The organism is Mycobacterium rhizamassiliense (genome assembly GCF_900157375.1).
In the GTDB taxonomy this organism is placed as follows: Bacteria; Actinomycetota; Actinomycetes; order Mycobacteriales; family Mycobacteriaceae; genus Mycobacterium; species Mycobacterium rhizamassiliense.
Genome location: NZ_LT721901.1, coordinates 5239712 through 5259070, shown reverse-complemented (window position 1 = coordinate 5259070; position 19359 = coordinate 5239712). Strand labels below are relative to the sequence as shown.

19 protein-coding genes are annotated in these 19359 nt (G+C 67.5%); 13 read left to right on the top strand and 6 right to left on the bottom strand.

What is annotated here, in order from left to right:
* Positions 1 to 31 precede the first annotated feature (31 nt).
* The gene (locus tag MRAB57_RS24815; RefSeq protein WP_077089705.1) at positions 32 to 871 is read right to left on the bottom strand and encodes a DUF559 domain-containing protein; all 840 of its coding nucleotides are present in this window, start codon (positions 869 to 871) and stop codon (positions 32 to 34) included.
* 139 nt (positions 872 to 1010) lie between these two features.
* Between MRAB57_RS24815 and fabG1 the strand changes: the two genes are divergently transcribed.
* The 3 genes from fabG1 to MRAB57_RS24800 are packed head-to-tail and all read left to right on the top strand — an operon-like array spanning position 1011 to position 3605.
* A complete protein-coding gene (gene fabG1 / locus MRAB57_RS24810) occupies positions 1011 to 1766 on the top strand; it encodes a 3-oxoacyl-ACP reductase FabG1 (RefSeq protein WP_077090833.1) in 756 nt (251 codons plus the stop codon).
* A 13-nt stretch (positions 1767 to 1779) separates the two neighbouring features.
* Positions 1780 to 2589: an NADH-dependent enoyl-ACP reductase InhA gene (inhA, locus tag MRAB57_RS24805; protein WP_077089704.1), complete on the top strand. Its 810-nt coding sequence runs from the start codon at positions 1780 to 1782 to the stop codon at positions 2587 to 2589.
* Between the two features lie 5 nt (positions 2590 to 2594).
* Complete coding sequence (locus MRAB57_RS24800) at positions 2595 to 3605, top strand: ferrochelatase (protein ID WP_077089703.1); 1011 nt, start codon at positions 2595 to 2597, stop codon at positions 3603 to 3605.
* Here the strand turns inward: MRAB57_RS24800 and MRAB57_RS24795 are convergent.
* Positions 3602 to 4534 carry a hypothetical protein gene (locus MRAB57_RS24795; RefSeq protein ID WP_077089702.1) on the bottom strand — a complete coding sequence of 311 codons (933 nt, stop codon included), beginning with the start codon at positions 4532 to 4534 and terminating at the stop codon, positions 3602 to 3604. The genes MRAB57_RS24800 and MRAB57_RS24795 overlap by 4 nt on opposite strands.
* A 57-nt stretch (positions 4535 to 4591) precedes the next feature.
* Here MRAB57_RS24795 and MRAB57_RS24790 point away from each other — a divergent pair, with 57 nt between their 5' ends.
* From MRAB57_RS24790 to MRAB57_RS24780, 3 genes are read left to right on the top strand one after another with little or no spacing between them, the layout of a single operon-like run.
* Positions 4592 to 5026 (top strand): NfeD family protein, encoded by a 435-nt coding sequence (locus tag MRAB57_RS24790; RefSeq protein ID WP_077089701.1) that lies wholly within the window; start codon positions 4592 to 4594, stop codon positions 5024 to 5026.
* A gap of 48 nt (positions 5027 to 5074) precedes the next feature.
* Positions 5075 to 6229, top strand: coding sequence for an SPFH domain-containing protein (locus tag MRAB57_RS24785; RefSeq protein WP_077089700.1), 1155 nt, complete (start codon positions 5075 to 5077; stop codon positions 6227 to 6229).
* A 19-nt stretch (positions 6230 to 6248) separates the two neighbouring features.
* Positions 6249 to 6605, top strand: coding sequence for a DoxX family protein (locus MRAB57_RS24780; protein WP_077089699.1), 357 nt, complete (start codon positions 6249 to 6251; stop codon positions 6603 to 6605).
* A gap of 3 nt (positions 6606 to 6608) precedes the next feature.
* Here MRAB57_RS24780 and MRAB57_RS24775 read toward each other — a convergent pair whose 3' ends face one another.
* From MRAB57_RS24775 to MRAB57_RS24760, 4 genes are all read right to left on the bottom strand, one after another.
* Positions 6609 to 6899 (bottom strand): hypothetical protein, encoded by a 291-nt coding sequence (locus tag MRAB57_RS24775; RefSeq protein WP_077089698.1) that lies wholly within the window; start codon positions 6897 to 6899, stop codon positions 6609 to 6611.
* 91 nt (positions 6900 to 6990) lie between these two features.
* Positions 6991 to 7623: a sensor domain-containing protein gene (locus MRAB57_RS24770; protein ID WP_077090832.1), complete on the bottom strand. Its 633-nt coding sequence runs from the start codon at positions 7621 to 7623 to the stop codon at positions 6991 to 6993.
* A 137-nt stretch (positions 7624 to 7760) separates the two neighbouring features.
* Positions 7761 to 8762, bottom strand: coding sequence for a S1 family peptidase (locus MRAB57_RS24765; RefSeq protein ID WP_077089697.1), 1002 nt, complete (start codon positions 8760 to 8762; stop codon positions 7761 to 7763).
* A 49-nt stretch (positions 8763 to 8811) separates the two neighbouring features.
* On the bottom strand, positions 8812 to 9573 hold the full coding sequence (locus MRAB57_RS24760; RefSeq protein ID WP_077089696.1) for a TVP38/TMEM64 family protein: 762 nt from the start codon (positions 9571 to 9573) through the stop codon (positions 8812 to 8814).
* Positions 9574 to 9765: 192 nt separating this feature from the next.
* Here MRAB57_RS24760 and mutA point away from each other — a divergent pair, with 192 nt between their 5' ends.
* From mutA to MRAB57_RS24730, 7 genes are all read left to right on the top strand, one after another.
* Complete coding sequence (gene mutA, locus MRAB57_RS24755; RefSeq protein WP_077090831.1) at positions 9766 to 11643, top strand: methylmalonyl-CoA mutase small subunit; 1878 nt, start codon at positions 9766 to 9768, stop codon at positions 11641 to 11643.
* Between the two features lie 6 nt (positions 11644 to 11649).
* Entirely contained in the window at positions 11650 to 13911 is a 2262-nt protein-coding gene (gene scpA, locus MRAB57_RS24750) for a methylmalonyl-CoA mutase (RefSeq protein ID WP_077089695.1), read from the top strand.
* A 42-nt stretch (positions 13912 to 13953) separates the two neighbouring features.
* Entirely contained in the window at positions 13954 to 14925 is a 972-nt protein-coding gene (gene meaB, locus MRAB57_RS24745) for a methylmalonyl Co-A mutase-associated GTPase MeaB (protein WP_077089694.1), read from the top strand.
* Between the two features lie 64 nt (positions 14926 to 14989).
* On the top strand, positions 14990 to 16276 hold the full coding sequence (gene lipL / locus MRAB57_RS24740; RefSeq protein WP_077089693.1) for an esterase/beta-lactamase LipL: 1287 nt from the start codon (positions 14990 to 14992) through the stop codon (positions 16274 to 16276).
* Positions 16277 to 16381: 105 nt separating this feature from the next.
* Positions 16382 to 16552 carry a hypothetical protein gene (locus tag MRAB57_RS28690; protein WP_157900660.1) on the top strand — a complete coding sequence of 57 codons (171 nt, stop codon included), beginning with the start codon at positions 16382 to 16384 and terminating at the stop codon, positions 16550 to 16552.
* Positions 16553 to 16568: 16 nt separating this feature from the next.
* A complete protein-coding gene (locus MRAB57_RS24735) occupies positions 16569 to 17846 on the top strand; it encodes a glycosyltransferase (RefSeq protein WP_077089692.1) in 1278 nt (425 codons plus the stop codon).
* A 251-nt stretch (positions 17847 to 18097) separates the two neighbouring features.
* Positions 18098 to 19357, top strand: coding sequence for a glycosyltransferase (locus MRAB57_RS24730; RefSeq protein WP_077089691.1), 1260 nt, complete (start codon positions 18098 to 18100; stop codon positions 19355 to 19357).
* The last annotated feature ends 2 nt before the right edge of the window (positions 19358 to 19359 follow it).

The following is a 19359-nucleotide window of genomic DNA, read 5'->3' as shown; positions in this document are numbered from 1 at the left end:
CTGGTATTCGGCCCAGTTCCTCAGCGTGCCGTTACGCTCGGCGTGCGCGCGCTGCACGGACCCGGCGGACGATGTCCTCGCGATGGTCCTCGGCGATGACACGAACCACGATCCACCCGTAACGCTCGAGCATTTCGAGACGCCGGATGTCTTTGACGTATTGGGTCCGGCTGGACCGGTGCTGGTCGCCGTCGTACTCGACGGCGACCTTGACGTCCTCCCAGCCCATGTCCAAATACGCTTCGGCCCAACCCCATTCGTTGCGGACGGCGATCTGCGTGTGGGGGCGGGGAAATCCTGCATTCATCAGCAGTAGGCGCAGCCAGGTTTCCTTCGGTGATTGGGCCCCGCCATCGACCAGCGCGAGGCAGGCTCTGGCGGACCTCAAGCCCCGGCGCCCGCGATAGCGATCGATAAGCAACTCGACATCGGCCAACTTGAGGTCAGTCGCCTGGACGAGTGCGTCGACTGCAGGCACGGCGACCCCCAGCGGATACCGCCTCGCTAGGTCGAGCGCCGTGCGGGCCGGGGTCGTGACCTGCATGCCATTGAGCACAGCGATCTCGTCAGACTCGATGCTCTCTTCCCATGCCTGCACTCCAGGAGTCGGGCGACGGTTGCTGTCGATGACCGCGGCGGGTAAGACCGGATCGATCCACCTCGCGCCATGCAAGGCGGATGCGGAGAACCCGGCAAGGACGCCGCGCCGCCTCGATCGCAACCAACAGGCCTTGGCACGTAACACCGGCGTCAGCTCGGCGCCGCGGGGAATGTACACATCCTTGTGCAGTGCGGTGTAGCGGTTCTCGAGCTCATGACGAGTCAACAGTCGCGCGGTCAGGGCTTCGCTGCCGAGGAACGGGTCTTCCATGTCGGAAGTGTGCTGAGCGACACCGACAAGTGCCGCGAGCGTAACGCCAGGTGGCTATTCGGTGCGGTTTCTCTACGTGCCGTTACGCTCGCGGTGAGGCGATTTCAGCCGGCCGACGCCCAGGCGATAAGTTGGCGTGGTGACTGAACCAGCCACCGAGCCAGCCGCTAACGGCAGCAAACCCGCATTCGTCTCCCGTTCCGTCCTGGTGACCGGGGGAAACCGGGGCATCGGTCTGGCGATCGCGCAGCGGCTGGCCGCTGACGGCCACAAGGTGGCCGTCACACACCGCGGATCCGGGGCGCCCGAGGGACTGTTCGGCGTCGTGTGCGATGTCACCGACAACGACGCCGTCGACCGCGCCTTCAAGGAGGTCGAGGAGCACCAGGGTCCGGTCGAGGTGGTGGTGTCCAACGCCGGCATATCGAAGGACGCGTTCCTCATCCGGATGACCGAGGAGCGCTTCGAGGAGGTCATCAACGCCAACCTCACCGGGGCGTTCCGGGTGGCCCAGCGCGCCTCCCGCAGCATGCAGAAGAAGCGGTTCGGCCGGATCATCTTCATCGGCTCGGTGTCCGGCAGCTGGGGCATCGGCAACCAGTCCAACTATGCGGCCGCCAAGGCCGGGCTGATCGGGATGGCGCGCTCGATCTCCCGGGAGCTGTCGAAGGCCGGCGTCACCGCGAACGTGGTGGCCCCGGGCTACATCGACACCGAGATGACCCGCTCACTCGACGAGCGGATCCAAGAGGGCGCCCTGGAATTCATCCCCGCCAAGCGGGTCGGCACCGCCGAGGAGGTTGCCGGCGCGGTCAGCTTCCTGGCCTCCGAGGACGCGAGCTACATCGCCGGCGCCGTCATCCCGGTCGACGGCGGCATGGGCATGGGCCACTGAGCAAAGGACTGATATGACAAAACTTCTCGAAGGCAAACGGATCCTGGTCACCGGGATCATCACCGACTCGTCGATCGCGTTCCACATCGCCAAGGTGGCGCAGGAAGCCGGGGCGCAGTTGGTGTTGACCGGATTCGACCGGTTGCGGCTCATTCAGCGCATCGCCGACCGGCTGCCGGAAAAGGCCCCGCTGATCGAGCTCGACGTACAGGACGAGAAGCACCTGGACTCGCTCGCCGAGCGGATCAGCGCCGAGATCGGCGAGGGCAACAAGCTCGACGGGGTGGTGCACTCCATCGGCTTCATGCCGCAGACCGGAATGGGCATCAACCCGTTCTTCGACGCGCCGTACGAAGACGTGGCCAAGGGCATCCACATCTCGGCCTACTCGTACGCCTCGCTGGCCAAAGCCGTGCTGCCGATTATGAATTCCGGTGGCTCCATCGTCGGCATGGACTTCGACCCGACCCGGGCGATGCCGGCCTACAACTGGATGACGGTCGCCAAGAGCGCGCTGGAGTCGGTCAACCGGTTTGTTGCGCGCGAGGCGGGTAAGTCGGGAGTCCGGTCGAATCTCGTTGCTGCCGGCCCGATCCGGACGCTCGCGATGAGCGCGATCGTCGGCGGTGCGCTCGGCGAGGAGGCCGGCGCCCAGATGCAGCTGCTCGAGGAGGGCTGGGACCAGCGCGCCCCCGTCGGGTGGAACATGAAGGACCCCACACCGGTCGCCAAGACGGTGTGCGCGCTGCTGTCCGACTGGCTGCCGGCGACCACCGGCAGCATCATCTACGCCGACGGCGGCGCCAGCACCCAATTGCTTTAGCCGCAATGGATTTTGACGCTGTCCTGCTGCTGTCCTTCGGTGGACCGGAGGGCCCCGAGCAGGTACGGCCGTTCCTGGAGAACGTCACCCGCGGCCGCAACGTGCCGCCGGAACGCCTCGACGATGTCGCCGAGCATTACCTGCACTTCGGCGGGGTCTCGCCGATCAACGGCATCAACCGCGCGCTGATCACCGAGCTCCGCGCGGAGCTGGACATGCCGGTGTACTTCGGCAACCGCAACTGGGAGCCGTATGTCGAGGACACCGTTACCGCCATGCGCGACAACGGTATTCGCCGGGCCGCGGTGTTCACCACGTCGGCGTGGAGCGGTTACTCCAGCTGCACGCAATACATCGAGGACATCGCCCGCGCCCGCCGGGCCGCCGGAGCGGAAGCCCCCGAGTTGGTCAAGCTGCGCACCTACTTCGACCATCCGCTTTTCGTCGAGATGTTCGTCGGCAACATTGCGGCGGCCGCCCAGACCGTGCCCGGCGACGCGCGGTTGGTGTTCACCGCGCATTCGATCCCCGTCGCCGCCGACGAGCGCTGCGGCCCGAATCTGTACAGCAGCCAAGTCGCTTATGCCGCACGGCTGGTCGCGGCGGCCGCGGGATACGACGATTACGACCTGGCCTGGCAGTCGCGGTCGGGTCCGCCGCAGGTGCCGTGGTTGCAGCCCGACGTCGCCGACTATCTGACGGGCCTCGCCGCCGCCGGCACCAAAGCCGTGATCGTCTGTCCCATCGGGTTTGTCGCCGATCACATCGAGGTGGTCTGGGACCTCGACAACGAGTTGCGGGCACAGGCCGAGGCGGCCGGAATGGCCTTCGCCCGCGTCGCCACGCCCAACGCCGATCGGCGGTTCGCCCGGCTGGCGGCCGACTTGATCGGCGAACTCCGCGACGGGCGGTCGCCCGCGCGGGTGAGTGGTCCCGAGGCGGTGCCGGGGTGCCTTGCCAGCGTCGACGGTGCGCCGTGCCGTCCGCCGCATTGCGCGGCGGCCCCGCAGGGCTAGTCGTTCCAGGCCGAGTGCAGGATGGCGCTCACGGCGGCCATTCTCGCCGAACGCACGACCCCGTTGAGGGGACGCAGGGCGTCGCTGGCGATCTGCGCCTGGGACGACGATTGCGTTCCGGCCACGTCGACCCCCGCCACGACGCGGGCGCCCAGGGGATCGGCGTCGGACAGCCGGCTCAGTCCGGCGCTGACCGCGATGATGGCGTCGACGTGCGCGGCGTTCTCCAGCACCCGCAGCGCGCGCGACGGTGCGTGGTCGGGAATCCGGTGGTGCCGTGTGGATTCCAGCACCTGCTCGACGAGTCCGCGCGGATCCTCGACGCCGGCAGCGCCTTCCAGGCCGATGGTGCCGAGCGCGTCGGCGGCCGAGCGTACCGCGGAACGCAACGCGTACTCGGCGTCCCCGAGGTCATGGTGATCGAGCACCGGCGCGCCCGGCAGCGAGTACACGATCCACGACAGCGCGCACAGCTCGGGGTCTTCGTCGTCGGTCTCGTCGCCCTCGTAGGAGAACTCCGGCACCAACCCGACGGCGGCGTTCGGATCGTCGGGGTTGGTGATGATCACCGCCTCGCCGGCGGCCAGGGCATCGCGCCCGAACTGGGTGCCGGGTGGCAGACCCCGCACGTCGCCCGGGACCGGCGACAACACGTTGATGGTGCCGCGCAGCCGCCCGGGCACATTCGGGCCGTTGGGCACCACGGGGCGGCCCACCGCGGCGCGCAGCGTCTGCAACAACGAGACCGTCCCCGCGTCGTCCATGTCGGGCCACGGCAGTCCGGTGTGGCCGGCGGCGACGGCATCATACGCGGTGACCGATTGCTTTGGTGCCCAAAGAGATAACGCATCCAAAACGTCGTCGGGCGCTGCCTTACCCGCGAGCCAGGCGTTGGCCCACAGCGACAGCGAAACACTAGGACACCACATGAGATCGCAGTGTAGTTGTTTGATCCGGCAAAGGCCGATCACGCGTATTCTGACCGCATGCCCGCCGGTGTGATTTGGCTGATATTCGCGCTGGCGCTCGTCGGCGCGGAGGCCCTCAGCGGCCATATGTTCTTGCTGATGCTTGGCGGCGGCGCCCTGGCCGCGTCGGCAACCAGCTGGTTGATCGATGGGCCGGTGTGGATCGACGGGGCGGTGTTCCTGATCGTCTCGGTGCTGCTGCTGGCGCTGGTGCGGCCCGCCGTGCGCCGGCGGCTGACCCCCGCGGGCGGCCTGCAGCTCGGCATCCAGGCGCTGGAGGGCAAAAGCGCCGTGGTGCTCGATCGGGTCGCCCGAGACGCCGGCCAGGTAAAGCTCGACGGCCAGGTGTGGACGGCGCGCCCGTTCAACGACGCGGACGTCTACGAGCCGGGGGAGTCGGTCACCGTCCTGCACATCGACGGCGCCACCGCGGTGGTGTTCAGGCACGGATAGCAGATCGGCACAGACGCTGCGAAGACGCTGCGACAGAAAGGAACTCCGATGCAGGGTGCGGTTGCGGGATTGTTATTGCTCGCTGTTCTGGTGGTGGTCGCCATCATCGTCGTGGCCAAGTCGGTCGCGTTGATCCCGCAGGCCGAGGCGGCGGTGATCGAGCGGCTGGGTCGGTACAGCCGCACGGTCAGCGGGCAGCTGACGCTGCTGGTGCCGTTCGTCGACCGGGTACGGGCCCGGATCGATCTGCGCGAGCGGGTGGTGTCGTTCCCGCCGCAGCCGGTGATCACCGAGGACAACCTGACCCTCAACATCGACACGGTCGTCTACTTTCAGGTCACCGTGCCGCAGGCGGCGGTCTACGAGATCAGCAACTACATCGTCGGCGTCGAGCAGCTCACCACGACCACGCTGCGCAACGTGGTCGGCGGCATGACGCTGGAGCAGACGCTGACCTCGCGCGACCAGATCAACGGCCAGCTGCGCGGCGTGCTCGACGAGGCCACCGGCCGCTGGGGGCTGCGGGTCGCCCGGGTCGAATTGCGCAGCATCGACCCGCCGCCGTCGATCCAGGCCTCGATGGAAAAGCAGATGAAGGCCGACCGGGAGAAGCGGGCGATGATCCTGACGGCCGAGGGCACCCGCGAGGCCGCGATCAAGCAGGCCGAGGGCGCCAAGCAGGCGCAGATCCTGGCCGCCGAGGGCGCCAAGCAGGCCGCGATTTTGGCTGCCGAGGGCGACCGGCAGTCCCGCATGCTGCGGGCCCAGGGTGAGCGCGCGGCGGCCTATCTACAGGCCCAGGGCCAGGCCAAGGCCATCGAGAAGACGTTCGCCGCGATCAAGGCCGGCCGGCCCACCCCGGAGATGCTGGCCTACCAGTACCTGCAGACGCTGCCGGAAATGGCGCGCGGTGACGCGAACAAGGTGTGGGTGGTGCCCAGCGACTTCAGCGCGGCGTTGCAGGGGTTCACCAAATTGCTGGGCACCCCGGGCGAAGACGGGGTTTTCCGGTTCGAGCCGTCGCCGGTCGACCCGGCCGATCTGGCGCCGGGGCGCCAAACCGACAACGACGACGCCGAGGTCGCCGACTGGTTCTCCACCGAGACCGACCCCGCGATCGCCCAGGCTGTAGCGAAGGCCGAGGCCATCGCGCGCGCGCCGGTGGACGGGCCGCCGGGGGCACCGCCGGAGCTGACTCGCTAGCGCTCAATAGGATTGCCGGATGAGTGTTTTGACGTCACCGAAGACATACGTGGGGCTTGCCGCTTTTCACGCCGTCGATGCGGTCGGGTGCGCGGTCCAGATAGCTCCGATCAAGAAGATCCTGGACGATCTGGGCATACCGGAGGAGATTCGGCCCGTCTTCCCGGTGGTCAAGGCGGCCGCCGCGGTCGGGTTGGCGTCGGTCACCCGGTTTCCCGCGCTGGCAAGGCTGACGACGGCGATGCTGACGCTGTATTTCATCCTTGCCGTCGGCGCGCACATCCGGGTGCGGGACAAGGTCGTCAACACCCTTCCGGCCGCCTTGTTCCTGGCCACTGTCGCCGTGATGACGGCGAAGGGCCCGGACCGAGCGTAGCCCTTAAGCCCCCGGCGCGTGTGGTACCGGCGGCGGGGGCGGTACGAAGCCTCCGGGTGTGGAGGCCGGCGCACCACCGGGCCCCGGGGGCGGCGTGTAGATGCAGCCGCCGCCCTGTGCCACCGACGACAGTGGCGGCGGGTACGGCGGCGGCGGAAGTTCGACGCGGACGGTGAAGACCAGACCCGTCACCACGAAGGCGGCGATCGCGCCGATTACCAGGCCCACCACTGCGGCGCCGATCACCAGGGCAGTGGAATGGCGCCGCGCGGAGGTTGTCGCTTCGGTAGTCATGTCGCTCCCCACGTCGGTGGTGGTTGTACCGAGGACGGTAACGCCCCGACGTGTAGTGGACCTGAAGAACGCGCGATTTTTCGTCGACGCGCTATTTGATGCGATCGGTGATGTTCTGAAGCACGGTTTCGGCTGTCTGTTCGGCCTGCGAAAAGCCAAGTGCCGCAACGTTAACCAGCACCGAGGACTTCACCCGATACGCGGTTTTCCACGGGGAACGTCCGGGAAACTCGAGCACGACGGTAGACGCATCGGGCTGCTGCACGGTGAAATCGTAGTTCCTGGCGTGTAATCCGGGGCAGGCCTTCAGGTCCGGGACGAGGCGATCGAAGGTGGCGCGCGCGGCATCGTTGGTCGGGTATACGCCGACCGACTGCACGACGTCGGCGACGGCGCGAATTTTCACGTCACCCACACCGCTATAGCTGTCGCCGCTGTAGGCCACCGAACGAAACTGCGTCCAGTGATCGTCGAAGATGGCTTGCTGATCGGACACCGACGCGCAGGGCCCCGGGGCGTCGGAAGTGAAATGCTTTGGTTGCACCGCGGGTCGCGATGCATCGGTGAGGGCGGCGACACCGGCGATGCGACGCACGTCGTCGAGGCTGACGATCAACGAGTCGGCGTTCATGTTCGTCGTCGTCGCCGTGCTGCTGGTCTGCGCCGGCGTGGCGGAGTGGCCGCATCCCGTCAGCGAAACCGCGCAGCAGCCGAGCACCGCCACCGCCGACAAAGCCCATCGTGATCGCGTTGTCCTGCAATAGGACTCACCGGCGTCGGTACCGCCGATCCGCGAGCTGTCCATACCCGCAGTCTATGGCGATCGCGACAGATGGCTATTCACCCGCGGCGTGACGGTCGTCAGCGCGGTCCGGGCGGCTGGTTGGTGACGACGGTCAGCTTCCACTTCTGCAGCCAGGGCTGCAGAAGCTCGGCGACCGAGAACTTCGCCGGTGCGCTGCAGCCGGCCTTGGGGTTGAGCGGGTTGCCGCCGCGGATGTCGATGCCGACCGCGGCCGCCGTGCCGTCGCTTTGGACGGCGTAGACCGGGCCCCCGGAATCGCCGCACCGGCCCGCCGCGGTGAACACGACCTTGCTCGCGGTGATATCGAGGACTTGGCCGCATTCCTCCTGACCGGTGCTCATGCCGTACTTGCAGAGCTGCTCGCCGACCCAGAGGTCGGTCGTGACACCGGAGACCGGCAGCGAGGCGGCGATCGCCGAAGTCTGCGGGACATCCTCGCCGTCGAGCACGATCAGGCCGATGTCGTGCTGCTCGGTGCGGTCGCCCTCGTTGACCGTCCGGCTGAAGGTGCCCAGCCTTGCGTAGGGCAGGATGTCGCCGAGGTTCATCGTCACCTTGCTCGCCTTGTGCGGGCGATTGCAATGACCGGCGGTGAGGAACCCGGCCTGACCCGTGCTCGAATGCACTAAAAACCCTGCAGTGCAACCCATTCCGCCGGAACCATCGGGGTATTCTACGAAGATCCCGACGCCGGGTCCGATGGCGCGCGCCGGCGGCAGGGCGATGGGCGCGAACGCGGGCTGCGGCGTGAGTTCCTGCGCCGGGTGGGCGTCCCTGGGCGGCAGCCAGATGGCCACCAGGAATGCCACGGAGCTCAACAGCGCGGCGATCGTGATGCCCGCGCGACGCATCCTGGGGAGTTGTCGCGGCGCGTACTGCGGCACCGAGCCGGGGACCGGACCCTGCACTGGAGGGCGATACAACTTGATGCGGCTGCGCAGCATCGACAGCACGGCGATCGCCAGCGACGCCATGGCGCCGATGAGAAGGACGATGGTGCGGGCCATTGGATAGGCCGAGGTCCAGCCCGTCAGCACCAGAGCGCAGACCCTCACCATCTAGTAGATCTTTCAGGCAAGGGCGGGTGCGCTCAACAGCGCGGGCCGATCAGCCGACGATCGCTGGTTCGGAGGCTGGTTCGTCGGGCTGCGCGGGTCGGTCGGGAAGGCGCCGGTAGTGCCGGATCTCGAACAGCAAGCCCGTTACACCCAAGGCGCTCGTCAGTAGCGATACCAGCAACAACAGCGGGTCGGGATGCCCGGCCAACGCGTCGCCGAGGAAGACGACCGCCGCGGTGCCGGGCAGCAGACCGGCCAGGGTGGCCAGGGTGTAGGGCACCATCCGCACGGCGGACGCGCCTGCGGCGTAGTTGAGCGCCGAGAACGGGACGACGGGGATCAGCCGCAACGACAGCACGGCCACCCAGCCGCGCTCCCGCAGCTGCCGGTCCACCCGGTGGATCGCCCGGTGCCGATTCAGGCGGTGGAGTTGCCATCCCGCCGCGCGCACCAGCGCCGCCGCCAGCACCGCGCTTACGGCGCTGGCGACCACCGCGATCACCACGCCCAGAACCGGGCCGAACAGCAGCCCGGCCGCCAGCGTGAACGCGGTGCGCGGAATGGGCACCACCGTCACGACGATGTGGGCGACCAGGAATGCCACGGGAAACCACGGTCCCACCGATTGCGCCCAGTCACGCAGCTGCAGCGCGCTGGGCAGCGGAACGCATAGCGCCACCGCGACCAGAGCTGTGATACCGACCACTGCGGCAATGGCTCGCGGCCGCGACAGTTGGCGCGCGGCCGTGCCCAACGCGCGCGCGATACTGCGCAGCGTGTTAGTGGTTTTCGAGGTGGCGGGACCCGTCACGGTTGTCAAGGTTACGGGGCCCGCGTGAATAAACCATTTTTGGCGAGTGGCGTTTCGGGCCAAGCGGGCCGCCAGCGCTGGGCCTCGCCGTTTTTTAGCGGCGGGGGCGATCAATTAGCCTCATTAGTAAGTTCCATTCCCAAAGCAACCGGATAACAATGTCGCCAGTTGCTGCGAAAACAGGAGCAGTCGGTGTCCATTGACGTACCCGAGCGCGCGGGCCTAGAACAGGTTCGCGAGCGTTGGCGCGGCGCGGTCGCGGGTGTGCTTTCCAAGAGCACCCGGAAAGAACCCGCCGAGCTGGGCGACCAGCCCGAGCAGCTGCTGGATGCCGCGACCTATGACGGGTTTGCGATCCGGCCGCTCTACACGGTGTTCGACGAGCTGCCGGAGCCGCCGTTGCCGGGCGAGTGGCCCTACGTGCGCGGCGGTGACGCCCTGCGCGACGTCAAGTCGGGCTGGAAGGTCGCCGAGGCGTTCCCGGCCGCCCCGGTGCCCGGTGTGGCGGCAAAGGACGTCAATTCCGCGGTGCTCGATGCGCTCAGCAACGGGGCCAGCGCCCTGGTGTTGCGGGTCGGGCAGTCCGGCCTGGCGCCCGACCAGTTGGCGGAGACGCTCGACGGCGTCCACCTGAGCATGGCGCCTTTGATTCTCGAGGCGGGCGTCGACTATTCGGCGACCAGCGATGTCGTGCTGGAGCTGGCGGCCGGGGTCGAACCCGATCAGCGCGCCACCCTGTCGATCGACCTGGGCGGTGACCCGTTGACCGCATCGCTGAGTGAGCGGCCCGCTCCCTGTATCGACGATGTGGTCGCCGTTGCCAAGCGGGCCGCCGAGCACACCGGCGTGCGCGCGATCACGGTCGACGGGCCCGCGTTCCACAATCTGGGGGCCAACGCGACGTGGGAGCTCGCCGCCAGCGTCGCCGCCGCGGTGAGCTACCTGCGGGTCCTCATCGAATCGGGGCTGTCGATCGGTGCGGCGTTGCGGCAGATCAGTTTCCGGTTCGCCGCCGACGACGACCAGTTCATGACCATCGCCAAGTTCCGCGCGGTGCGCAACCTGTGGGCGCGGGTGGCCGAGGTCGTCGGCGCTCCGGACTCGGGAGCGGCCGTCATCCACGCCGAGACGTCGCTGCCGATGATGACGCAGCGTGATCCGTGGGTGAACATGCTGCGCTGCACCCTGGCCGCGTTCGGCGCGGGTGTCGGTGGCGCCGACTCGCTGCTGGTGTTCCCGTTCGACGTGGCCATCGACGGCGGATTCCCCGACATCGCAACGAGTTTCACCCGCCGCATCGCGCGCAACACCCAGCTGCTGCTGCTGGAGGAGTCGCACGTGGGCCGCGTGCTGGACCCGGCCGGCGGCTCGTGGTTCGTCGAGGACCTCACCGCGCGGCTGGCCGAGCTGGCCTGGCAGCACTTCCAGGCCATCGAGGCGCACGGCGGATTCATCGATGCGCGTGAGTTCATCGCCGGTCAGATCGGCGAGATCGCCGCCCGCCGCGGCGACGACATCGCGCACCGCCGGACCGCGATCACCGGAGTCAACGAATTCCCGAACATCACCGAAGCGCCCCTGCCGCACAGTGACTCGTCGTATTCGCCGCTGGCCGCAGGGAACCTGGTGCGCTACGCGACGGAGTTCGAAGCGCTGCGCGACCGGGCCGACGGTTATCTGGCCCGCACCGGCTCGCGTCCCAGTGTCCTGCTGCTACCGGTGGGTCCGTTGGCCGAAAACAACATCCGCGCGACGTTCGCGTCGAACCTGTTGGCCTCCGGTGGTATCGAGGCGATCAACCCGGGGACGGTCGACGCCGCAGGCGTCGCGGCGGCGGTGGCCGAGGCCGGTTCGCCTGCGGCGGTGGTCATCTGCGGCACCGACAAGCGATACCAGGACGAGGCCTCGGGAGTCGTACAGGCGGCGCACAGCGCCGGCGTCTCGCGCGTCTATCTGGCCGGGCCCGAGAAGGCCGTGGCCGGTGCGGAGCATCAGCCGGACCAATTCCTGACCGCGAAAATCAATGCGGTCGAAGCACTGTCGGATCTGCTCACGAAGCTGGGGGCGTAGTAAACGATGACGACCACTGCACCTGCTGTCGGCAGCTTCGCCGACGTTCCGCTGCACAGCGAGCGCGCCGTCGCGCCGGCGACCGAGGCCGCCGTCGACGACCACGTGGCCAAGGCCGCTGCCGCGCACTGGTACACGCCCGACCAATTGCAATGGCACACGCCGGAAGACATCGCCGTCAAGCCGGTGTACATAGCCGCCGACCGGGCGGCCGCCGAGTCGGCGGGCTATCCGCTGAACAGCTTTCCCGGCGAGCCGCCCTTCGTGCGCGGGCCCTATCCGACGATGTACGTCAACCAGCCGTGGACCATCCGCCAGTACGCCGGGTTCTCCACAGCCGCCGAATCCAACGCGTTCTACCGGCGCAACCTGGCCGCCGGGCAGAAGGGCCTGTCGGTCGCCTTCGACCTGGCCACCCACCGCGGCTACGATTCCGACCACCCGCGCGTTCAGGGTGACGTCGGAATGGCCGGTGTGGCAATCGATTCCATTCTCGACATGCGCCAGCTGTTCGACGGCATCGACCTGTCGTCGGTGTCGGTGTCGATGACGATGAACGGCGCCGTGCTGCCCATCCTGGCGCTGTACGTGGTGGCCGCCGAGGAGCAGGGGGTGCCGCCGGAGAAGCTGGCCGGCACCATCCAGAACGACATCCTCAAAGAGTTCATGGTGCGCAACACCTACATCTATCCGCCCAAGCCGTCGATGCGCATCATCTCCGACATCTTCGGCTACACCAGCGCCAAGATGCCGAAGTTCAACTCCATTTCGATCTCCGGCTATCACATCCAAGAAGCCGGTGCCACAGCCGATCTGGAATTGGCGTACACGCTGGCCGACGGCGTCGACTACATCAGGGCCGGCCTGGACGCCGACCTGGAAATCGACAAGTTCGCGCCGCGCTTGTCCTTCTTCTGGGGCATCGGGATGAACTTCTTCATGGAGGTCGCCAAGCTGCGGGCGGGCCGGCTGCTGTGGAGCGAACTGGTCGCACAGTTCAATCCGAAGAGCGCCAAATCCTTGTCGCTGCGCACACATTCGCAGACCTCGGGTTGGTCGCTGACGGCCCAGGACGCTTTCAACAACGTCGCTCGCACCTGCATCGAGGCCATGGCCGCGACCCAGGGGCACACCCAGTCGTTGCACACCAACGCGCTGGACGAGGCGCTGGCGCTGCCCACCGACTTCTCCGCCCGCATCGCCCGCAACACCCAGCTGCTGCTGCAGCAGGAGTCCGGCACCGTCCGGCCGATCGACCCCTGGGGCGGCTCGTACTACGTGGAGTGGCTCACGCATCAGCTCGCGCAGCGGGCCCGCGCCCACATCGCCGAGGTCGCCGAGCACGGCGGTATGGCGCAGGCCATCGACGACGGCATCCCCAAGCTGCGCATCGAGGAAGCCGCCGCACGCACCCAGGCGCGGATCGACTCCGGAATCCAGCCGGTGGTCGGGATCAACAAGTACCAGGTTGAAGAGGACCAGGAGGTCGAGGTCCTCAAGGTCGAGAACAGCCGGGTGCGCGCCGAGCAGCTGGCCAAACTGAAGGACCTGCGGGCCAGCCGCGACCAGAATGCGGTCGACGCCGCCTTGGCCGAGCTCAGCCGCGCCGCGGGGGCCCAGGGCCGGGCCGGCAAAGGGGATCGAGATGGGCTGGGCAACAACCTGATGGCACTGGCGATCAACGCCGCCCGGCACAAGGCCACCGTCGGCGAGATTTCCGACGCGCTGGAGAAGGTGTACGGGCGCCACCAGGCCGAGATCCGTACCATCTCCGGGGTCTACCGCGACGAAGCTGGAAAGGCCACCAACATGGCAACCGCCAGCGAACTGGTCGAGAAGTTCGCCGAGGCCGACGGCCGCCGGCCGCGGATCCTGGTCGCCAAGATGGGCCAGGACGGCCACGACCGCGGCCAGAAGGTGATCGCCACCGCGTTCGCCGATATCGGCTTCGACGTCGACGTGGGATCGCTGTTCTCCACGCCCGAGGAGGTGGCCAGGCAGGCCGCCGACAACGACGTGCACGTCGTGGGCGTGTCCTCGCTGGCCGCCGGGCACCTGACGCTGGTGCCGGCGCTGCGTGACGCGATGGCCGAGGTGGGCAGGCCCGACATCATGATCGTGGTCGGTGGCGTGATCCCGCCCGGTGACTTCGACGAGCTCTACGAGGGCGGGGCCGCCGCGATCTTCCCGCCGGGCACCGTGATCGCCGACGCCGCAATCGGCTTGCTGCACAAGCTTGCCGAGCGACTCGGTTACGACCTGGGCTAGTGCCGGCCATCGACTTTTCCCGCGAGCGATGAGGGGCAGCAGATGACGTCCCGAAGCCTGGCGGACTCGATCCGCAACGGCGACCGTGCGGCGCTGCCGCGGGCGATCACGCTGCTGGAATCCACCCGCGCCGACCATCGCGAGAAGGCGCAGCAGATGCTGCTGGAATTGCTCCCCGACGCGGGCAACGCGCACCGGGTCGGCATCACCGGGGTTCCGGGGGTGGGCAAGTCCACCACCATCGAGTCGCTCGGCATGCATCTGATCGAGCAGGGGCATCGGGTGGCGGTCCTGGCGGTCGACCCGTCGTCGACCCGTACCGGTGGGTCGATCCTCGGCGACAAGACCAGGATGTCGCGCCTGGCGGTTCACCCGGATGCCTACATCCGCCCGTCGCCCACATCGGGGACTTTGGGCGGTGTAGCAAAGGCGACGCGGGAGACCGTCGTCCTGCTGGAGGCAGCCGGATTCGATGTGATCCTGATCGAAACCGTCGGCGTCGGGCAGTCCGAGGTGGCGGTCGCCAATATGGTCGACACCTTCATCCTGCTAACCCTGGCGCGCACCGGCGATCAGCTGCAGGGCATCAAAAAGGGTGTGCTGGAACTGGCCGACATCGTGGTGGTGAACAAGGCCGACGGCAAGCATCTGCCGGATGCACGCGCCGCCGCGCGCGAGCTCTCCTCTGCGATCAGGCTGATCTATCCGCGCGAAACCCTATGGCGGCCACCGGTTCTCACGATGAGCGCCGCCGAGGGCACGGGCCTGGACGAGATGTGGGAAACCGTCGAGCGTCATCGCGAGGTGCTGACCGAGGCGGGCGAGTTCGAAGCGCGTCGCCGGGCCCAGCAGGTCGACTGGACGTGGCAGATGGTCCGCGACACCGTGTTGGACCGGGTGCTGTCCAACCCCGCCGTCCGCAAGATTCGCGCCGACGTGGAGAGTCAGGTCAAAGCGGGGGAGTTGACCCCGGCGCTGGCGGCCCAGCAAATACTAGACGCCGCGTCGCGCTAACGGAATGGTTAATTATTCAAAGTTCTGCACTTGGGCACCGTGAATCCGAAGTAAATTCAAAAATGTGACGGCAGAATCCCGGGTCGATCTCCGCGCGGTCCCCTCCCACGATGCCCCTGACGCAGGTCATCGTGTGTCCGGCGCGGCGGACCCAAACTTTTCCTGCGTCGTTCGTGGGTTCTCGAGCCTGTTTCCCGGCCGGCGCTTCGGCGGCGGCGCACTGGCGGTCTACCTCGACGGTCAACCCGTCGTGGACGTGTGGACGGGTTGGTCGGACCGAGCGGGCCAGGTGCCCTGGACGGCCGACCGTGCGCCGATGGTCTTCTCGGCCACCAAGGGCTTGGCCGCCACGGTCATCCACCGACTGGCCGATCGCGGGCTGATCGACTACGAGGCTCCGGTCGCCGAGTACTGGCCGGAGTTCGGCGCCAACGGGAAGTCCGCCCTGACCGTGCGTGAGGTGATGAGGCACCGGGCCGGGCTGTCGGGCCTACGCGGGGCGACCCGCGAGGACTTGCTGGACCATGTCCTGATGGAGCAGCGCTTGGCGGCGGCCCCGCCGGGACGCCTGCTTGGCAAACCCGCATATCACGCGCTCACCTTCGGCTGGCTGATGTCCGGGCTGGCCCGGGCCGTGACCGGAAAGGGCATGCGCGACCTGATTCGCGAGGAGCTCGCCGAGCCGCTGGGCACGGACGGCCTGCACTTGGGCCGGCCGCCCGCCGGGGGCCCCACGCGGGTCGCCGAGATCATCGCGCCCCAGAACATCATCGGCAACCCGCTGCTCAGCTCGCTGACGTGCAAGCTCGCCGCGGAGCTGTCCGGCGGATTCCGGGCCATCTATTTCCAGGGCGTCATGGCCGCCGTCAAGGGCGACATTCCGCTGCTCGACGCCGAGATGCCGGCGGCGAACGGGGTGGCGACGGCCCGGGGCCTGGTGCGCATGTACGGCGCCATCGCCAACGGCGGTGAGATCGACGGCACCCGGTTCCTGTCCCGCGAGATCGTCGCCGGGCTGACCGGGCGGCGCAGCCTCAAGAGGGACCGCAATGTGCTGGTGCCGTTGTCGTTCCACCTCGGCTACCACAGCATCCCGTTCGGCAACGTCGTGCCGGGCTTCGGGCATGTGGGGATGGGCGGCTCGTTCGGCTGGGCCGACCCGGCCAGCGGGCTGGCGTTCGCCTTCGTGCACAACCGGCTGCTGTCGCCCTTCCTGGCGCTGGACCACTCGGGCGTCGCGACGCTGGGCAACCTGTTGAAATCGGGCGTCGCGAAGGCGCGCAAACGCGGCTTCCAGCCGATCACCGAATTCGGGTCGCCGTTCTCGGAACCGGGGGCCGCAACGGGCTGAGTTCGTTTTGGCCTGCGATCCAGGGGAATGCCACGACTTGTGACGTTCATCACCGGGGCCTGAAAACGGCGATGAGCGCGCCAAACTGGTAAGGACGATGTTCTGATGACCGACTTCCACAGCGGTGTTCGGTCCATCCAGCGCATTACCGATATTGACGTCGACGAATTCCGTGGTATCGGCGCGTGCGCAGATGAGTTCAAAGTCGCCCGCAAGGTCTCCGAACTAGGGATAATCACTGCGGCCCTTGACGCCCCCTCAGCGCATGACAATTGAAAGGCCAGGACCGGCGATGAGATTTGCCTTGACGTGCTATGGAACGCGTGGCGATATCGAGCCGTCCGTGGCCGTCGGGCGAGAGCTGCTCCGCCGTGGGCACGAGGTGCGCATGGGTGTTCCGCCCGACCTGGTCGAGTTCAGCCAGGCGGCGGGGCTCACGACGGTTACCTATGGCCTGGACACTCAGGCCTGGCTGGAGCGGTACCGCAACTTCTGGACGTCGTTCTTCGGCAACTTCTGGAAGGTGCAGGAGCTGGTCGGCCTGTGGCGCGAATATTGGGAGCCCGTAGCGCAGTGCTGGGCGGAGATGAGCATGACGGCCACCGAGTTGGCGGACGGCGCCGACCTCCTGCTCACCAGCCAGAGCTTCCAGGAGCCGGCCGCCAACGTCGCGGAGTTCTACGACATCCCGTTGGCGACGCTGCACAACTTCCCGGTGCGGCCCAACGGTCAACTCGTTCCCAGCCTGCCCGCGCCCGTGGGCCGCTCCGGCATGGCGGCGCTGGATTGGGTCTTCTGGCACATGAACAAAAAGGCGGAGGATAAACAGCGCCGCGAACTGGGGTTGCCGAAGGCGACCAGTCCTTCGCCCACCCGCATCGCCGAACGCGGCTCGTTGGAGATCCAGGCCTACGACGAGGTCTGCTTCCCCGGGCTGGCGTCCGAATGGGCGAAGTGGGACGGTCAGCGGCCCTTCATCGGCGCGCTGACGATGGAACTGACGACGGACAACGATGACCGCGTCGCGTCGTGGATCGCCGCGGGGACGCCCCCGATCTGCTTCGGCTTCGGCAGCATCGCGGTGGAATCGGCGGCCGAGACGGTCGCGATGATCGGCGACGCGTGCGCGCGGCTGGGAGAGCGGGCGCTGATCTGCGCCGGCGGCACCGACTTCAGCGATGTCCGGATTCCCGATCACGTCATGGTCGTGGGACCGGTCAACTACGCGGCCATCTTCCCGGCCTGCCGGGCCGTCGTGCATCACGGCGGCGCGGGTACCACGGCGGCGAGCATGCGCGCCGGGGTGCCGACGCTCATCCTGTCGACGGGGCCCGATCAGACGTATTGGGGCGTGCGAGTCAAAAGGCTGAAGGTGGGCACCGCGCGTCGCTTCTCGGGCACCACTCGCGAATCGCTCGTCACCGACCTGCGCCGGGTTCTCGCCCCCGAATATGTCGCTCGAGCCCGCGAGATCGCCACCCAGATGACCAAGCCCTCCGAAAGCGTGGCCACCGCCGCCGACCTGGTGGAGAAGTTTGCCATCTGCCCAGATAAGGCTTGGCTAAAGTAACTCCGGATATCGCTGCCCGCCGGATTCGGCGGGTGCAATGCATCCCCAGAGGCTTTGCGTTAACCAGAGTTCACCAGGTGTTTTACCGGTAAATCCGTTTGCTGAGTGGCTGTGTGCAGTTAGCTGTGTGGCAAAATCAGTAACACGCGACGAATTTCTGTCGAAGTCAAATTGCGAATGCCCCAACGCCACGCTCCGATCCATGAATAATTTTGCTCGGGGTCGACGATGACTGAAGGGTGGGAGACGCAATGAAATTTGTGATCGCGAGCTACGGCACTCGCGGCGACATTGAGCCTTCCATCGCGGTGGGCCGTGAACTGATGCGCCGAGGACACGACGTATGCATGGCCGTTCCGCCGGATCTGGTCTGGTTTGTCGAGTCCGCCGGCCTGACGGGGGCGGCCTACGGCGAGGACACGCAGGCGTGGCTGGACGCGCATCGCAACTTCTGGACGTCGTTCCTGCGCAACTTCTGGCGGGTCGGCCGCGCCGCCGGACTGCTGCACGAGGTCTGGGAATTGGCCACCATGTGCTGGGAGAGCGCGAGCTCTGCGCTGGTGTCGCTGGCCGAGGGGGCGGACGTGCTGGTGACCGGCCTGGGTTACCAGGAGCCCGCCGCGAACGTCGCGGAGTTCTACGACATTCCGCTGGCCACGCTGCATTACTTTCCCGCGCGGGCCAATGGCCAGCTGGTTCGGCCGCTGCCGCCGTTCATGGGTCGCGCCGCAATGAAGGTGCTCGACTGGACGCAATGGCGGTTGCTCAAAAGGGTCGAGGATGCGCAGCGCCGGGAATTGGGCCTGCCGAAGGCGAAATCCGCAGCGTCGCGACGAATCGCGCAACGGGGTTCGCTGGAAATTCAGGCCTATCAAGAACTTTGCTTTCCCGGGCTGGCGGACGAATGGGCGAAATGGGAGGACCGCCGTCCGTTTGTCGGCGGTCTGACGATGGAGTTCGCCACGGACGCCGATGACGAGGTCGCGTCGTGGATCGCCGCGGGTACTTCGCCGATCTACTTCGGCTTTGGCAGCATGCCGGTGCAGTCTCCGGCCGACACCGTCGGGATGATCAGCGCGGCGTGCGCGCGACTGGGCGAACGGGCGTTGATCTGCGCCGGCTGGAGCGACTTCAGCGATATCCCGGTGTCCGACCACGTCAAAGTAGTGGGCTCGGTAAACCACGCGGCGATTTTCCCGACTTGCCGCGCCGTCGTCCATCACGGCGGCGCCGGCACCACCGCCGCGAGCCTGCGCGCCGGGGTTCCGACGCTGGTCCTGTCCATGCTGGGCGATCAGCCCATTTGGGGAGCTCAGGTCAAGCGATTGAAGGTCGGCACGTCCCGGCGTTTCTCGACCACCACCGAGGACACATTGGTCGCGGACCTGCGCCAGATCCTCGCGCCCGAGGTCGCGATCCGGGCCCGCGAGATCGCCACCGAGATGACCAAACCCGCGGAAAGCGTGGCCGACACGGCCGATCTGCTGGAAAAGTTTGCCAGGGAGCGCTAAGC

What these genes read in the sequence shown, in the direction of transcription:
- inhA (WP_077089704.1), top strand. Translation starts at nt 1,780, where the DNA reads ATGACAAAACTTCTCGAAGGCAAACGGATCCTGGTCACCGGGATCATC.
- MRAB57_RS24815 (WP_077089705.1), bottom strand. Translation starts at nt 871, where the DNA reads ATGGAAGACCCGTTCCTCGGCAGCGAAGCCCTGACCGCGCGACTGTTG.
- MRAB57_RS28690 (WP_157900660.1), top strand. Translation starts at nt 16,382, where the DNA reads ATGACCGACTTCCACAGCGGTGTTCGGTCCATCCAGCGCATTACCGAT.
- scpA (WP_077089695.1), top strand. Translation starts at nt 11,650, where the DNA reads ATGACGACCACTGCACCTGCTGTCGGCAGCTTCGCCGACGTTCCGCTG.
- MRAB57_RS24785 (WP_077089700.1), top strand. Translation starts at nt 5,075, where the DNA reads ATGCAGGGTGCGGTTGCGGGATTGTTATTGCTCGCTGTTCTGGTGGTG.
- MRAB57_RS24775 (WP_077089698.1), bottom strand. Translation starts at nt 6,899, where the DNA reads ATGACTACCGAAGCGACAACCTCCGCGCGGCGCCATTCCACTGCCCTG.
- MRAB57_RS24765 (WP_077089697.1), bottom strand. Translation starts at nt 8,762, where the DNA reads ATGGTGAGGGTCTGCGCTCTGGTGCTGACGGGCTGGACCTCGGCCTAT.
- MRAB57_RS24780 (WP_077089699.1), top strand. Translation starts at nt 6,249, where the DNA reads ATGAGTGTTTTGACGTCACCGAAGACATACGTGGGGCTTGCCGCTTTT.
- MRAB57_RS24730 (WP_077089691.1), top strand. Translation starts at nt 18,098, where the DNA reads ATGAAATTTGTGATCGCGAGCTACGGCACTCGCGGCGACATTGAGCCT.
- MRAB57_RS24800 (WP_077089703.1), top strand. Translation starts at nt 2,595, where the DNA reads ATGGATTTTGACGCTGTCCTGCTGCTGTCCTTCGGTGGACCGGAGGGC.
- MRAB57_RS24790 (WP_077089701.1), top strand. Translation starts at nt 4,592, where the DNA reads ATGCCCGCCGGTGTGATTTGGCTGATATTCGCGCTGGCGCTCGTCGGC.
- meaB (WP_077089694.1), top strand. Translation starts at nt 13,954, where the DNA reads ATGACGTCCCGAAGCCTGGCGGACTCGATCCGCAACGGCGACCGTGCG.
- MRAB57_RS24735 (WP_077089692.1), top strand. Translation starts at nt 16,569, where the DNA reads ATGAGATTTGCCTTGACGTGCTATGGAACGCGTGGCGATATCGAGCCG.
- MRAB57_RS24795 (WP_077089702.1), bottom strand. Translation starts at nt 4,534, where the DNA reads ATGTGGTGTCCTAGTGTTTCGCTGTCGCTGTGGGCCAACGCCTGGCTC.